The following is a 14163-nucleotide window of genomic DNA, read 5'->3' as shown; positions in this document are numbered from 1 at the left end:
TCAAAAAAATGGGACGTTCCACGTGGAACAGCAGGCAAAATCTAGTGTGGTGAAAATGACCACTTGTTGGTTCAATCCTGACTACAGGATGTTTTCCAACTGGCGCCACTTTTCATCTAAAAACAATTAATTCGAGTAGAATCATATCGTTATAGATGTGGCACGACAATTGGAATAGTTATCTGGTCATCTCAACCACACCGGAGCACACCAGATGAAAATCCTGATCGCAACCTTGATTGCCAGCAGCCTGAGCCTGAACGTCATGGCCGACGAGTACTCCAGACCCGAACTGGACAGCGTGAAGCTGGAGCAGGAAGTATTGGCCCAGCAGCAGCAGGCCTCCCATGCGGTGGTGGAGGAAGCCATTCACAACCTCAAGCCGCTGGCGCTGGAGACCCTGGTGGTGGAGGCGAGCTCGGCCGATGCGACTCATCCCGAGAGTTGAGATAGCGCAACGGGGTCTGCCCCGTGTGTTGCCTGAAGAAGGCGATGAAGGCGCTGTCGCTGGCGAACTCCAGCGCAGCCGCCACCCGACTGATGGGCTCGGCTTCTGCCAGCAGCTCCAGCGCCCGCAGCAGTCGCCACTGCTGACGCCAGGCCTGGTAGCTCATGCCGGTCTCCCGCATGAAGATGCGGCCTATGGTCTTGTCACTGGCACCCACCCGTTCGGCCAGCCGGTTGAGCCGATCGGGCAGGGCGTCACCCTGCTTCACCTCCTGCAGCCAGCCGGCCAGACGCACGTCTGACGGCAGCGGCAACTGCCAGGATTCCCGCGGCGCTTGCGCCAGCTCCTCTTTCAATAATGCCAGCGTGCAGGTCTGCTCTGTCTCCGGCTTGTCCCACGGCCAGAGCGCCATCCGTTCGATGATCTCCCGCAGCAGCGGGTTGACCGCCAGCACCGCCATCTCGGCTGGCAAGCCGGGCTCCGGCTGGAAGTAGAGGGAGCGATAGGCCACCACCCCGCGCATCAGCACCCGATGGGGCAGACCCGCCGGCAACCAGGCGGCCCGCGTCGGCGGCAGCAGGCAGACCTGATCGTCCAGCTCTATGGTCATGCAGCCGGCCTGGGCGAACAGCAGCTGATGGCGCCTGTGCTGGTGGCGGCCAGAGTCGTGCCAGCCGAGGGCGGCGGCGATACCGATGGCACTGCCGTCGTGCTGGTCAGGATCAAAAGGGTGATCGGGAAGAATAAAGGCCATGTGTCCGATTATTGATGTTTATAGTCTTGCTTATTGTAATCGGACAATTGGCGTCACTCTAGAATGACGGCCTCTAGTGAAGGAGGTTTGTCATGAACAACAAGTTGCCACCGCTCTGGCTGGTGGTCGGGCTGATGATGTTTCCCCAGATAGTGGAGACCATCTACAGCCCGGTACTGACCCATATCGCCACTGAGTTTCGGGTGAGTGAGGGGCAGGCATCCCAGACCCTGTCGGTCTATTTTCTGGCGTTTGCGGCGGGCGTGGTTTGCTGGGGTCGGTTGTGCGATCTCATCGGTCGGCGCCCAGCCATGCTGGCGGGGTTGCTGACCTATGGCGCCGGCACCCTGCTGGCGTTGCTGGCCACTCAATTTGAAACCCTGCTGCTGGCCCGGGTCATTGCGGCCTTCGGTGCCGCCGTGGGCTCAGTAGTGACCCAGACCATGCTGCGCGACAGCTATCAGGGCAGCGATCTGGCGCGGGTCTTCTCGGTGATGGGCATAGCGCTCTCCCTCAGCCCAGTGCTGGGGCTGGTGAGCGGCGGCCTGCTGGCCGATGGTTTTGGTTATCTCGGGGTATTTGGCGCCCTGCTGGCACTGGCAATCGGCTTGTTGCTGATTGCCTGCCGGCAGTTGCCGGAAACCCGGCCGATCACCACCCAGCGAGTGGCACTCTGGCCGCTGGTATGCCGGATGGTGCGTGATAGCGGCTTGTGGCGCAGCGCAGCTCTGGTGGCGCTGTTCAACACCATGCTGTTCGGCTACTACAGTCTGGCGCCGTTTCTGTTTGCCGGGCTGGGGTTGAGCGCGGGCGAGTTTGGTTACTCCGGTGTCGTGCTGGCACTGGCGACCCTGGGGGGGAGTCTGGTCAACAAGCGTCTGTTGGGACTTGGCTGGTCGCCTGCCTCGCTGATCCGGCTTGCCGCCTTGTTGGCACTGGGCTCGGGTTGGCTGGTGTGGGCCAGCCAGGCGTCGCTCTGGTTTCTGCTGCCCATGACGGGAGTGGTAGTGGCATTCGGGCTGGCGATCCCCAATGTGCTGAGCCAGGCGCTGCTGGCCTATCGAGAGGTGGCGGGCAGTGCTGGCGCCCTGTTCGGGCTCGGTTACTACCTGCTGCTCAGCCTGGGGTTGGCGGTTGCAGCCAGCTTGCAGGATCTCGGTCTGCTGCTCGGTGGCTGCGGTCTGTTGGCCCTGTGTTGTTGCTGGCGTCGTTCCACGTGAAACATCAGCTGCCGATAAAGCGGTAGCCGATGCCGGATTCGGTCTCGATAAGGGCGGGGTCTTGAGGGTTATCCCCCAGCTTCTTGCGCAGGCTGGCGATGACGATGCGCAGGTAGTGGGTGTCCTCCTTGTGGCTCGGCCCCCAGATGTCGTTGAGCAGCTGGGTCTGCAGCACCAGCTTGCCGGGGTGGCACACCAGCGCCTGCAGCAGGGCGAACTCCTTGCGGGAAAGGGCCACCTCTTCCTCCCCCAGGGTGACCCTGTGGCTGCTGCTGTCCAGGGTCAGCCCGCATTGGGGGAAGTGGCGGCACTCACCGCTGCTGACCCCGGCCCGCTGGCGCAGCAGCACCCGGATACGGGCCATCATTTCACCGACGCCGAACGGCTTGCTCATGTAGTCATTGGCTCCGGCATCCAGCAGGCGCACCTTCTCCTGCTCCGAGTCCCGCGCCGACAGCACCAGTACCGGATGCTGATGGTGCTCGCGAATGGCCTGCAACACCTGAAGACCATCCCCATCCGGCAGGCCCAGATCCAGGATCACCAGGTCGGGGTTGAGGTGGCGATACTGCGCTAGCCCCTCGTTGACGCCAACGGCCTCGCTGACCTGATGACCTTCGGCGATCAGGCTGATCCGCAAAAAACGGCGGATGGCCGCCTCGTCGTCGATGACCAGTATGTGAGCCATTCAACCTCCAGCTCGCTGATGAAAAAGGGCGGCGACCATCAGGCCGCCGGAGCATTGAGGGCCAGCGGCAGGGAGATGCGCATGCAGGTACCGTTGCCGTTGGGGCCGGAAAAGGCCCAGATGCGGCCCCCATGGACCTCTATCATAGCGCGGGAAATGGCGAGGCCAAGCCCGGTACCGCGGCTGCCGCAATCACCGACCGGCTGGGTGTAGAAGAGGTTGAAGATCTTGTCGCGGTCCGACTCGGCGATGCCGACCCCGATATCTATGATGTCGATGATGAGGTCGGGGTCCGCCAGCATCACCTTGAACTCGATGGGGGTGCCGGCCGGCGAGTAGCGGGAGGCGTTGTCGAGGATATTGACCAGCACCTGCTCGATCAGGGCGCCGTGCACATAGAGACGGGGTATCTGCTGATCGAAGTGCACCAGCAGCTTGTGCTGGCGCCAGGAGGAGTCGAGCCGGCGGCGGGCATTCTCCACCAGATCCGCCAGATCGACCCAGTCCCGTTTCAGCTGGAAGTCAGGTGAGCCGATGCGGGTCATGTCCAGCAGGTTCTGCACATAGCTGTGCAGGCGGCGCGCCTCCTCCTGCACCGAGTGCAACAGCTCGCTGCGGTCTTCGCTGCTGATCCGGTCACCATATTCCAGCAGGGTGCTGCCGGCACCTATGATGGTGGCGAGCGGTGTCTTCAAATCGTGGGAGACAGAAGAGAGCAGGGCGGCGCGCATCCGGTCGGTCTCTGCCTGCAGCTGGCTGTCGGCCAGCCGCTCGTTGAGGTCGATCCGGGCCAGGGCGGCGCGGATATCGGTGAGCAGCGCCTGCAGCTGATGCTCGGCCGAGGAGGCGAGCGGATTGGCCAGCAGTATGCCCAGCACCAGGTCATCGCTGAGGTGATGGTACTGGGCCTCGGCCGCGTTGAGGGTGGCGGTGTGGGCGCCGGCGCTCTGTTTCTGGGCCAGACACCAGTCGATGGCCGCCTTGTCGGTCTGTCCCGGTTTGTGCTCGGTCGAGCCGGCCCAGTACTGGTAGTGCCGATCGAGGGCAAACACCGGCTGACCCAGTGCCAGCGAGATGGCCTGGCTCCCTTGCCTGAGCACCTCGACCGGGCTGCTGGCGGTGGCCAGCCCCTGGCTCAGGGAGAGCAGGGCGTTGCCCAGCTGCTGGGTCTCGCGCAGGCCGACCAGCTGCTGGCGCTGACGGGAGGCGAGCCGTCCGGCCGTGATGCCGACGATCAGCAGCACGAACAGGGTGAGCAGGTCGCTGTGGCTGGCGACGCTGAGGGAGAAGTAGGGGACGGTGAACAGCAGGTTGTGGCCGACGAAGCCCAGCACGGCGGCCAGGATGGCGGGCACCAGGCTGGTGGTGAGCGCGGTGGCCAGCACTCCCAGCACGAACAGCATGGGCAGGGAAGCGGGCGGCAGCCAGTGAGATAGCCCCCAGACGGCGGCCGAGGTGGTCCCCATGATGACCACCGCCAGCAGGCTCTGGCGAATGTCCTTGGGGTGAAGCGGCTGCCAGTTCAGGCCGGGTTTGCGCTTCTCTGTGTCCACCAGGGTGATCTCGAGCCCCTGTGCCTGCCTGAGCAGATGCTGCACCAGCGAGCGGCGCCACGGCGCCTTGTGGGGCTTGCCCAGCAGCAGTTGCGACACCTGCTGCTGTTCGGCCGTCTCCAGCAGGGCATCGGCCACCGCCGGGCTGGAGAGGGTCAGCACCTTGGCACCCAGCTGGGAGGCGAGCGCCAGCGCCTGCTCCTGCTCGGCGGAACGCTGCCCCTTGCTGTCGACGTGCACCACCAGCCAGGGCAGCTGGCGGCGCTGGGCGAAGCGGTGGCCGTAGCGCACCAGGGCGGCGCCGTGCTCGTCGCCGAGGCAGACCATCAGCTTGCCTCTCAGCGGCAGTGTGGTCTTGCCGGCGGCCTGCCACTGCAGTTGCAGATCCCCCTCCACGTGGCTGGCGGCGGTCTGCATCGCCAGCTCCCGCAGGGCGGTCAGGTTGTTGAGGGAGAAGAAGGACTGCAGGGCGGCCTTGGCCTGGTGGGGCACATAGACCTTGCCCTCCTTGAGGCGGCCGAGCAGCTCCTTGGGGGGGAGGTCGATCAGCACCAGGCTGTCGGCTTCCAGCAGCACCTGATCGGGCAGGGTCTCCTTGACCCTTACCCCGGTCAGCTGCCACACCAGATCATTGAGGCTCTCCAGGTGCTGCACGTTGAGGGTGGTGTAGACGTCGATACCGGCGCCGAGCAGCTCCTCCACATCCTGCCAGCGCTTCTCGTGGCGGCTGCCAGGGGCGTTGCTGTGGGCCAGCTCGTCCACCACGGCGATGGCGGGTTTGCGGGTCAGCAGGCCGTCCAGATCCATCTCCTCCAACCGCTGCTGGCGGTGCAGGTGCAGCTTGCGCGGCTGGATGGCGAGCTTGTCGAGCAGGGCCAGGGTCTCCTGGCGGCCGTGGGTCTCCACCACCCCGATCAGGATGTCGACCCCCTCTTTGGCCTGTTCCCGCACCGCCTGCAGCATGGCGTAGGTCTTGCCCACGCCGGGGGCGGCGCCGAGAAACACCTTCAGCTTGCCCCTGTGCTCCTGTTCCAGGCTCGCCAGCAGGGCGTCCGCCCTCACTTCATCACGCATCCCCGCGCTCCCGTTGCATCGGCCGAACCGCGGCCGTGACCTCATTGCTCATGCTTGTCCCCGTTGTCGAAAGGGAGCCTTCCCGAACGGCAAGGAGCGCCCTCAGGCGCCCTTTTGATGATCGAGTTGCAGGTTCAACTGGAGAATGTTGACCACCTGCGGGCCAAGGATACCAGCTTGTGCCGCCGACTTGACCTGCTCCGTCAGCCGAACGGGATCCAGCCCCCGTTGCCCGGCGACCCGATCCACCTGAGCCAGCACCGCATCGAGCGGCAGATGGGGATCGAGGCCGGAGGCGGAGCGGGTCAGCAGGGCGGGGACCCTGGCTTCCGGCTGCGCCCTGGCTGCCGCTGCGGCAAACTCGGCCCGCAGCGGCGAGCTCATCCCCAGGTTGCTGGCGCCGCCACCTATGGTGGCGAAGTCGCTGGCGGAGGGGCGGGAGTGGAAGTAGTCGGCCCGCTCGAACTTCTGGGCCAGCAGGGCGCTGCCGACCACCTGCTGCTTGTCATTGGTGAGCAGGCTGCCGTTGGCCTGCCAGGGGAAAATAAGTTGGGCCAGCCCGGTGACGGCCAGCGGATAAGCCACTCCCAGCAGCAGGGTCAGGGTCAGCAGGGTTCTGATTGCTATCATGATTTTCTTGCTCCAAATGCGTTGGGTGGATGCGGGTCTGCCCCGCATCCGGTGATGCCGTTACACCAGCCCCAGGCCGGTGATGACCAGGTCGATCAACTTGATGCCCATGCATGGGGGCACGATCTGGCCGTGGATACAATCGTGCGGCGTTTTCATCACACCAGCCCCAGGCCGGTGATAACCAGGTCGATCAACTTGATACCGATGAAGGGCACTATCAGACCACCGACACCGTAGAGCAGCAGGTTGCGGCGCAGCAGGCTGGCCGCCGTGCCCTGCAGGCTGACCCCGCGCAGGGCCAACGGCACCAGCGCGACGATGATCAGGGCGTTGAAGATGATGGCCGACAGGATGGCACTCTCGGGGCTGCCCAGCTGCATCAGGTTCAGCGCCCCCAGCTGTGGATAGGCGGCGATGAACAGGGCCGGCAGGATGGCGAAGTACTTGGCCACGTCGTTGGCGATGGAGAAGGTGGTCAGGGCGCCACGGGTCACCAGCAGCTGCTTGCCTACCAGCACCACGTCCAGCAGCTTGGTGGGGTTGGAGTCGAGATCCACCAGGTTGCCCGCCTCCTTGGCGGCCTGGGTGCCCTCGTTCATGGCCAGCCCTACGTCGGCCTGAGCCAGCGCCGGGGCGTCGTTGGCGCCGTCCCCGCACATGGCCACCAGCCGGCCGTCGGCCTGCTCTTGGCGGATGTAGGCCAGCTTCTTCTCCGGTGTCGCCTCGGCGATGAAGTCGTCCACCCCGGCCTCGGCGGCGATGGCGGCGGCGGTCAGCGGGTTGTCGCCGGTGATCATCACGGTGCGGATCCCCATGTGGCGCAGGATCTGGAAGCGGGCCTTGATGCCCGGCTTGATGATGTCCTTGAGGAACACCACCCCCAGCAGCTTCTCGTGGGTGCAGACCAGCAGCGGGGTGCCGCCCTGGCGAGCTATGCTGTCCACCGACTTGAGAATGGGCTCGGGCACCGCCTTGCGATCGAGGGAGAGGTAGCGCAGCACCGCATCCACCGCCCCCTTGCGATATTGATGACCGTTGCGATCCAGCCCGCTCAGCCGGGTCTCGGCGCTGAAGGGGATCAGGATGTCGCTCTCCAGCTGGCTCGGTCTGGTGTGGCTCTTGCCAGCCAGGGTCAGGATGGATTTGCCCTCCGGCGTGTTGTCACCGAGCGAGGCCAGCATGGCGGCCTGGGCCAGCAGGGCCGGATCGATACCGGGGGCCGGGATCAGTTCATCCGCCATCCGGTTGCCGAAGGTGATGGTGCCGGTCTTGTCCAGCAGCAGGGTGCGCACGTCGCCGGCGGCCTCCACCGCCCGGCCGGACTTGGCTATCACGTTGAGCTTCACCAGCCGGTCCATGCCGGCGATGCCGATGGCGGAGAGCAGACCACCGATGGTGGTCGGGATCAGGGTGATGAACAGCGCCAGCAGGTAGAGTCGGGGCACCTGGGTGCCGTTGTAGTCGAGGAACCAGGGCAGGGTGGCCACCACCAGCAGGAAGATCAGGGTCAGCCCCACCAGCAGGGCGTCCAGCGCCATCTCGTTGGGGGTCTTCTGGCGCTTGGCCCCTTCCACCAGCGCAATCATGCGATCCAGGGTGCTTTCGCCCGGATTGTTGCTGATGCGCACCCAGATCTCGTCGGAGACGACGGTGGTGTTGCCGGTCACGCCGCTGCGATCGGTGCCCGACTCGCGGATGACGGGAGCAGATTCCCCCGTGATGGCGGCCTCGTTGACCGAAGCGATGCCGGCGACCACTTCGCCGTCGGCGGGGATCATCTCGCCGCTGCGCACCAGCACCAGATCGCCCTTGCGCAGGCTGGTGGCCGGCACCCATTCCCCCTTGTCATCCTGCGGATGGGTGACCCGACGCGCCCTGAGCTGGCTCATGCCCGCCTTCAGGCTGTCAGCCCGCGCCTTGCCGCGCCCCTCGGCCAGGGTCTCGGCGAAGTTGGCAAACCAGAGGGTGAGCCAGAGCCAGGCGGTCAGCTGCCAGGCCAGCGAAGGGGCAACGCCGGAGACAGGTTGTCCCAGCAGGGATTCCACGCTGGCCATCACGGCCGCCAGCCAGAGGGTGAACAGGATGGGGCTGCCGAGCAGCGCCCTGGGGTTGAAGCGATAGAGGGCTTCCACCATGGCCTGCATGATCTGTGATTTCTGTTTCTTGCCCTTCACCTTGAGGGTGTCGGTGCTCATTGAAGCGGACTTGCTCATTGGAAAGCTCCCAGCATCGAATAGTTGACCACGGCGATCAGTGAGGTGTGCAGCATCAGAAGGCACCTCCCAGCAGGCTCAGGTGTTCCGCCACCGGACCCAGCGCCAGCACCGGCAGGAAGGAGAGGCCCCCCATCAGCAGCACGGTGACGATCAGCAGGGTTATGAAGAGCGGGCCGCTGACGGGGAAGTCCCCTTCGCTTCGCTCCTGGCGCGGGGCGCGGGCCAGCTGGCCGGCGATGGCCAGCACCGGAATGATGTAGCCGAAGCGGCCGAGCAGCATGGCCAGCCCGATGGCGATGCACTGCCAGCTGTCGGCGGCGGCCAGGCCGGCGAAGGCGGAGCCGTTGTTGCCGGCGGCCGAGGCGTAGGCATAGATCAGTCGGGACAGGCCGTGGGGGCCGTCGTGACCGATGACGGTGGCGGAGTCCGGCATCAGCAGGGTAATGCCGCCGATCACCAATACCCCGACCGGCATCACCAGCATGCTGGCGACCACCCATTTCATCTCGGTGATGCCGAGCCGCTTGCCCAGATAGGTCGGGGTACGCCCCACCATCAGGCCGCACAGGAACACGGTCAGCAACACGAACAGCATCATGCCGTAGATGCCGGAGCCGACCCCGCCGAAGATGACCTCGCCGAGCAGCATGTTGATCATGCCGACCATGCCGCCGAGAGGTGTGAAGCTGTCGTGCATGGCGTTGACCGAGCCGTTGGAGGCGCTGGTGGTCGCCACTTCCCAGATGCTGGAGAGCAGGGGGCCGAAGCGGCTCTCCTTGCCTTCCCAGTTTCCTGCCATGCTGCTGGCGTCAGTGGTGAGCTGGGCGAGGGCTGGGTCCGGTTTCAGCTCCTGGGTGATGGAGACGAAGAGCCCGATCACCATCATCAGGGTCATGGCGACAAGGATGGCGCGGCTGTGGGCCAGGTCCTTCACGTAGCGACCCAGGGTGCAGACCATGGCGGCGGCCAGCGTCAGCAGGGCGACCATCTCCAGCCAGTTGGAGAGGGCGGTCGGGTTCTCGAACGGATGGGCCGAGTTGACGCCGAAGAAGCCACCGCCGTTGGAACCGAGCTGCTTGATGGCGATCTGTGAGGCCGCCGGGCCGAGCGGCAACAGCTGCTCCTGGCCTTCCAGCGCGTGGAACGGCAGGTAGGCCGACAGGCTCTGGGGTACCCCCTGCCAGACCAGCAGCAGCGCCAGGATCAGCGCCATCGGCAGCAGCACGTAGAGACAGAAGCGCACCAGATCCTGCCAGAAGTTGCCGAGGTGGGTGGTCTGCTGGCGGGCGATGCCGCGGAACAGGGCGATGGCGACGGCGGCGCCGGTGGCGGCCGAGACGAAGTTCTGGGTGGTCAGCCCCACCATCTGGCTGAAGTAGGAGAGGCTGGCCTCGCCGGAGTAGGCCTGCCAGTTGGTATTGGTCATGAAGCTGACCGCGGTGTTGAAGGCGAGTTGCCAGTTCAGCCCGGGCAGCTGTTGCGGGTTGAGGGGCAGCAGCCCCTGAGCCATCAGGATCAGAAACAGCAGGCCAAAGCCGGCGCCATTGAAGGCCAGCAGGCTGAGGGCGTAGGACTTCCAGTCCTGCTCGCGCCCGTCCGTGCCGCAGCAGGCCAGGGTGGCGCGCTCGACGGGAGCCAGCCAGCGACTCCTGCCCTCAAATACCCGATACAGGTAGTTGCCAAGCAGAGGCGCCGGCAGCAGCACCAGCAGTACGAACGCGACGGGATAGATGATCTCTTGCCACATATCCGGTTCCTCACTCATGGGTGCGCGCGAGGGCGCGCAGCAGATAGCCCGCGAGGGCGAGGACCAGCAGCAGATATAGCCAATTCATATCGACTCCATTGGTGTAATTGACGACCAAATGGTAGGAATAACCGGCGTAAAGGCGCCATAAAGCCGGATTTGGCAGGCGTAAAATCGGCGTAAAAAAGCAGGTGTGGGCGCGATTTGGGGGAGGGGAAAGATCGAAAAACCCGGCCTGAGCCGGGTTTGGTAGCAAGTCGCTGAGACCTTGAGATGCGGTTAGCGCATTGTCACAAACTCTTCCGCGCTGGTGGGATGGGGAGTGGGAACGCAGTGGCCGGTTTGACCTCTATGCCCTAGCTCCCTCAGCGCATGGTGACAAACTCTTCCGCGCTGGTGGGGTGAATGGCAACGCAGTTGTCGAAGTCCGCCTTGGTGGCACCCATCTTCATGGCGACGCCGAAGCCCTGCAGGATTTCGTCCATGGCGAAGCCGATGCCGTGCAGGCCGACCACCTTCTCCTCGGGGCCGACACAGACCAGCTTCATCCGGGTGGGCTGGCGATGCTGGGTCAGCGCCGAGTACATGGCGGTGAACTGGCTGCGGTAGACCTTGACCTGATCTTCACCGTATTCGGCGACGGCTTCCGGCTCGGTCAGCCCTATGGTGCCGATGGGTGGGTGGCTGAATACCACGGTCGGCACCAGATCGTAGTTGAGGTGCTCATTGGGCTTGTTGTTGAACAGCCGCTCGGAGAGACGGCGGCCCGCCGCGACGGCTACCGGGGTGAGCTGGATGCGGCCGGTGTTGTCACCGACGGCATAGAGGTTGGCGATGGTGGTATTCTGGAACTTGTCGGTCGGGATAAAGCCCTTCTCGTCGAGCGTGATACCGGTGGCGGCCAGGTTGAGGTTGTCGGTGGCTGGGACGCGGCCGATGGCCCAGATCAGGCAGTCGACGGTGAGGTGGCGACCATCTTCCAGCTGCAGAGTCAGGCTCTCATCGGCGTTCTTGACCACGGCTTTCGGAATGGCGTGGGTGTGCAGCTTGGGTCCTTCCTGCGCCATGATTTCCACCAGAGTCTCGTGGATCATGGGATCGAAGTTGCGCAGCGGCGCGTGCTTGCGCACCACCAGGTGGGTTTCGGAGCCGAGCGCCTGCATCACGCCGGCGATCTCCACCGCGATATAACCGGCACCCACCACCGCAACCCGCTTGGGCTGTTCTTGCAACTCGAAGAAACCGTCGGAGTCGATGCCCAGCTCGGCACCCGGAATGGCCGGCACTTCGGGGCGACCGCCGGTGGCGATCAGTATGTGATCGGCGCTGTACTGCTCGCCGTTCACCTCGATGGTGTTGCTGCTGACGAAGCGGGCGAAGCCCTTGATGACAGTGATCTGGTTCTTGCCCAGCACGTTCTGGTAGGACTGATGAATGCGGCCGATATAGGCCTGGCGGGACTCGACCAGCTTGGCCCAGCTGAAGTGGTTGAGAGTGGTGTCGAAGCCGTAGTCGGCGCCATATTTCAGGGCATCGGCGATCTGGCCGGCATACCACATGGCCTTCTTCGGCACGCAGCCGACGTTGACGCAGGTTCCACCCAACTCTTTGGCTTCAATCAGGGCAACTTTCTTACCGTACATGGCAGCCCGGTTGGCCGAGGCGATGCCGCCGCTGCCGCCGCCGATGGCGATATAGTCAAAATGCTGTGCCATTGCGAGGTTCTCCGCTCATTAAGAATGCAATCACAGCATGATGGGGATAAAGCGGCTGGCTCACAAGAGCCAGCACTCAGTTATGTTGGATCGGCAGGCGAATATGGAACTGGGCGCCTTGCTCCGGTTCGCTGATGCAGTTGATGCGACCACGCAGCAGCTGCACCACCAGGTTGTAGATGATGTGGGTGCCGAGCCCGCTGCCGCCCTGACCCCGCTTGGAGGTGACAAAGGGATCGAAGATGCGCGGCAAGATTTCGGGCGGGATGCCGCGGCCGTTGTCGCTGTAGTCGATCAGCAGCTCTTCACCCTGTTGCTCTACCTTGATGGTGATCTTCTTGGGTTTGTCCCAGTTGTCGAAACCGTGGTTGATGGAGTTGAGGATCAGGTTCGAATAGATCTGGGTGAAGCTGCCGGGGAAGGAGAAGATCGACAGCTTGGGATCGCACTGGATATCCACCTCGCACTGGGCCTTCTTCAGCTTGTGACCGAGGGAGACCACCACCTGATGCAGGTTGTCGGCGAGGCTGAAGTTGTAGCGTGCCTCGGACGACTGGTCCACCGCCACCTGCTTGAAGCTGGCGATGAGCTCGGAGGCGCGGCGCAGGTTGCCCTGCAGCAGCTGCATGGATTCATCCAGATTGACGGTGAATTCGGTGAGATAGGAGCGCGACAGCTGCTTGGATTCGATGTGTTGCTTGAAGTCAGCCACCCGCTCCTGCAGGTAGGAGGAGGCGGTCACGCTGATGCCGATGGGGGTGTTGATCTCGTGGGCCACGCCGGCCACTAGGGAACCGAGGGAAGCCATCTTCTCCGACTCCACCAGGGTCTGCTGGGCCTGTTTCAGATCGTCGTAGGCCTTGCCCAGCTGGTCGTTGGCATCGCTCAGGCTGCGGGTACGCTCCACCACCTTGCCCTCCAGCTGTTCGTTGAGCTGGATGATCTCCCGCTCCACCTTCTTGAGGCGGGTGATGTCGTAGCCGAAGCCGATCAGGTATTTGAGGTTGGGCCCTTCATAGAAGGGGGCGAAGGTCCACTGCAGCACCAGCTCGTGGCCCTGCTGGTCATGCATCATGACTTCTTTGTCTTCGATGGAGCCGTGATCGGCCAGGGTGGCCGCCAGCTGGTCGCGCTGCTCCTTGCTGACGAACAGATCCAGCCAGTTGTGCTGCAGTATCTCCTGCTGGTGGTAGCCGGTCAGCAGTATGGCCGCCGGGTTGATGCTGGCGATGTTGAGGTCCGGCTCCATGCAGCAGATGACCATGTTGGCTGAGTTGATCAGGGTGGCGGAGAAGTCCCGCTCCTGCTGCAGCTGTTCGGCGGCCTGATGGCGCGCCGCAAATTCGTCGAGCAGCCGGGTGCGCATCTGGTTGAGGGTGGCGACCAGGGTGTCGAGCTCGTCGGGTTTCTTGCGGGGCAGTGTGCGCCCCTCCAGAGTCAGCTCGTTGGTGAGCCGGTCCAGATTCAACTTCTGGGCGTAGTGGGCGATGCGGTTGAGGTGACGCACCACCAGGTAATAAATGATGATCAGGATGCAAAACGAGACCACCAGGGTCTTGATGGTCTGGCTGACCATGATGAGCACGGATTTTTCGATGAGGCGCTGGTAGATCTGCTCCAGCGAAGCGGCGACGAACAGCTTGCCCACCACCTCGCCCTGATAGGTGAGGTTGAACTCGCGGGAGATGTCGTAACTTTCCCGCTCCACCCCCTGGGTCAGCAGCGGCACTTCCGAGTTGCCGAGCATCTCCTTCACCATCACGAACTGCATGTTGGGCAGGTTCATGATGCCCTCGATCTGCACCTTCACCTGCTCTTCATCCAGGTTCCACAGGCTGGCGGCGATGGGCTGCAGGAAGGAGGCCTCGATCTGGCCGATGCTGTCCTCGATGACGGCCACGTCCTTACGGTAATCCCAGGCAAGCTGCAACACCGTAATGATCATCGCCAATACGGTACTGCACACCAGAATGTAGGAGAGCAGGCGGTATGAGAGTCCGTTACGGCCGACGGCCCTAGCGGTCTTGGAGAAGAGTCCTGACATGGCGTCCTTGCGGTCTGGATATATTGCCATTTAGTTTAACTGCTTCATGCACTTATGTCGTGTTTCGTTCG

11 protein-coding genes are annotated in these 14163 nt (G+C 63.8%); 2 read left to right on the top strand and 9 right to left on the bottom strand.

Annotated elements, in window-relative coordinates:
- Positions 1-214: 214 nt before the first annotated feature.
- On the top strand, positions 215-448 hold the full coding sequence (locus AB5Y94_RS05675; RefSeq protein ID WP_042051608.1) for a hypothetical protein: 234 nt from the start codon (positions 215-217) through the stop codon (positions 446-448).
- Here the strand turns inward: AB5Y94_RS05675 and AB5Y94_RS05670 are convergent.
- Complete coding sequence (locus tag AB5Y94_RS05670; protein WP_368205159.1) at positions 378-1202, bottom strand: helix-turn-helix transcriptional regulator; 825 nt, start codon at positions 1200-1202, stop codon at positions 378-380. The genes AB5Y94_RS05675 and AB5Y94_RS05670 overlap by 71 nt on opposite strands.
- A gap of 92 nt (positions 1203-1294) precedes the next feature.
- On the opposite strand from AB5Y94_RS05670, the gene AB5Y94_RS05665 reads away from it, so the two are divergent.
- Positions 1295-2422, top strand: a complete 1128-nt coding sequence (locus AB5Y94_RS05665) for a multidrug effflux MFS transporter (protein ID WP_368205158.1) — start codon at positions 1295-1297, stop codon at positions 2420-2422.
- 4 nt (positions 2423-2426) lie between these two features.
- On the opposite strand, the gene AB5Y94_RS05660 is transcribed toward AB5Y94_RS05665, so the two are convergent.
- The 8 genes from AB5Y94_RS05660 to AB5Y94_RS05625 form a co-directional block, all read right to left on the bottom strand.
- Positions 2427-3110, bottom strand: a complete 684-nt coding sequence (locus AB5Y94_RS05660) for a response regulator (protein ID WP_005307112.1) — start codon at positions 3108-3110, stop codon at positions 2427-2429.
- A 38-nt stretch (positions 3111-3148) separates the two neighbouring features.
- Positions 3149-5737 (bottom strand): sensor histidine kinase KdpD, encoded by a 2589-nt coding sequence (locus tag AB5Y94_RS05655; RefSeq protein ID WP_201892930.1) that lies wholly within the window; start codon positions 5735-5737, stop codon positions 3149-3151.
- A 102-nt stretch (positions 5738-5839) separates the two neighbouring features.
- Positions 5840-6367: a potassium-transporting ATPase subunit C gene (locus tag AB5Y94_RS05650; RefSeq protein ID WP_019839346.1), complete on the bottom strand. Its 528-nt coding sequence runs from the start codon at positions 6365-6367 to the stop codon at positions 5840-5842.
- Positions 6368-6525: 158 nt separating this feature from the next.
- A complete protein-coding gene (kdpB, locus tag AB5Y94_RS05645) occupies positions 6526-8583 on the bottom strand; it encodes a potassium-transporting ATPase subunit KdpB (RefSeq protein ID WP_017787854.1) in 2058 nt (685 codons plus the stop codon).
- A gap of 55 nt (positions 8584-8638) precedes the next feature.
- Complete coding sequence (gene kdpA / locus AB5Y94_RS05640; protein ID WP_368205157.1) at positions 8639-10333, bottom strand: potassium-transporting ATPase subunit KdpA; 1695 nt, start codon at positions 10331-10333, stop codon at positions 8639-8641.
- Positions 10334-10343: 10 nt separating this feature from the next.
- Complete coding sequence (locus tag AB5Y94_RS05635; RefSeq protein WP_368161121.1) at positions 10344-10589, bottom strand: hypothetical protein; 246 nt, start codon at positions 10587-10589, stop codon at positions 10344-10346.
- A 109-nt stretch (positions 10590-10698) separates the two neighbouring features.
- Positions 10699-12048 (bottom strand): glutathione-disulfide reductase, encoded by a 1350-nt coding sequence (gorA, locus tag AB5Y94_RS05630; protein WP_368161123.1) that lies wholly within the window; start codon positions 12046-12048, stop codon positions 10699-10701.
- 76 nt (positions 12049-12124) lie between these two features.
- Entirely contained in the window at positions 12125-14092 is a 1968-nt protein-coding gene (locus AB5Y94_RS05625; RefSeq protein WP_368161125.1) for an ATP-binding protein, read from the bottom strand.
- Positions 14093-14163: the final 71 nt, after the last annotated feature.

It is taken from the genome of Aeromonas sp. s5, from assembly GCF_040907865.1.
GTDB lineage: Bacteria > Pseudomonadota > Gammaproteobacteria > Enterobacterales > Aeromonadaceae > Aeromonas > Aeromonas dhakensis.
This window is presented reverse-complemented; position numbering and strand designations above follow the sequence as displayed.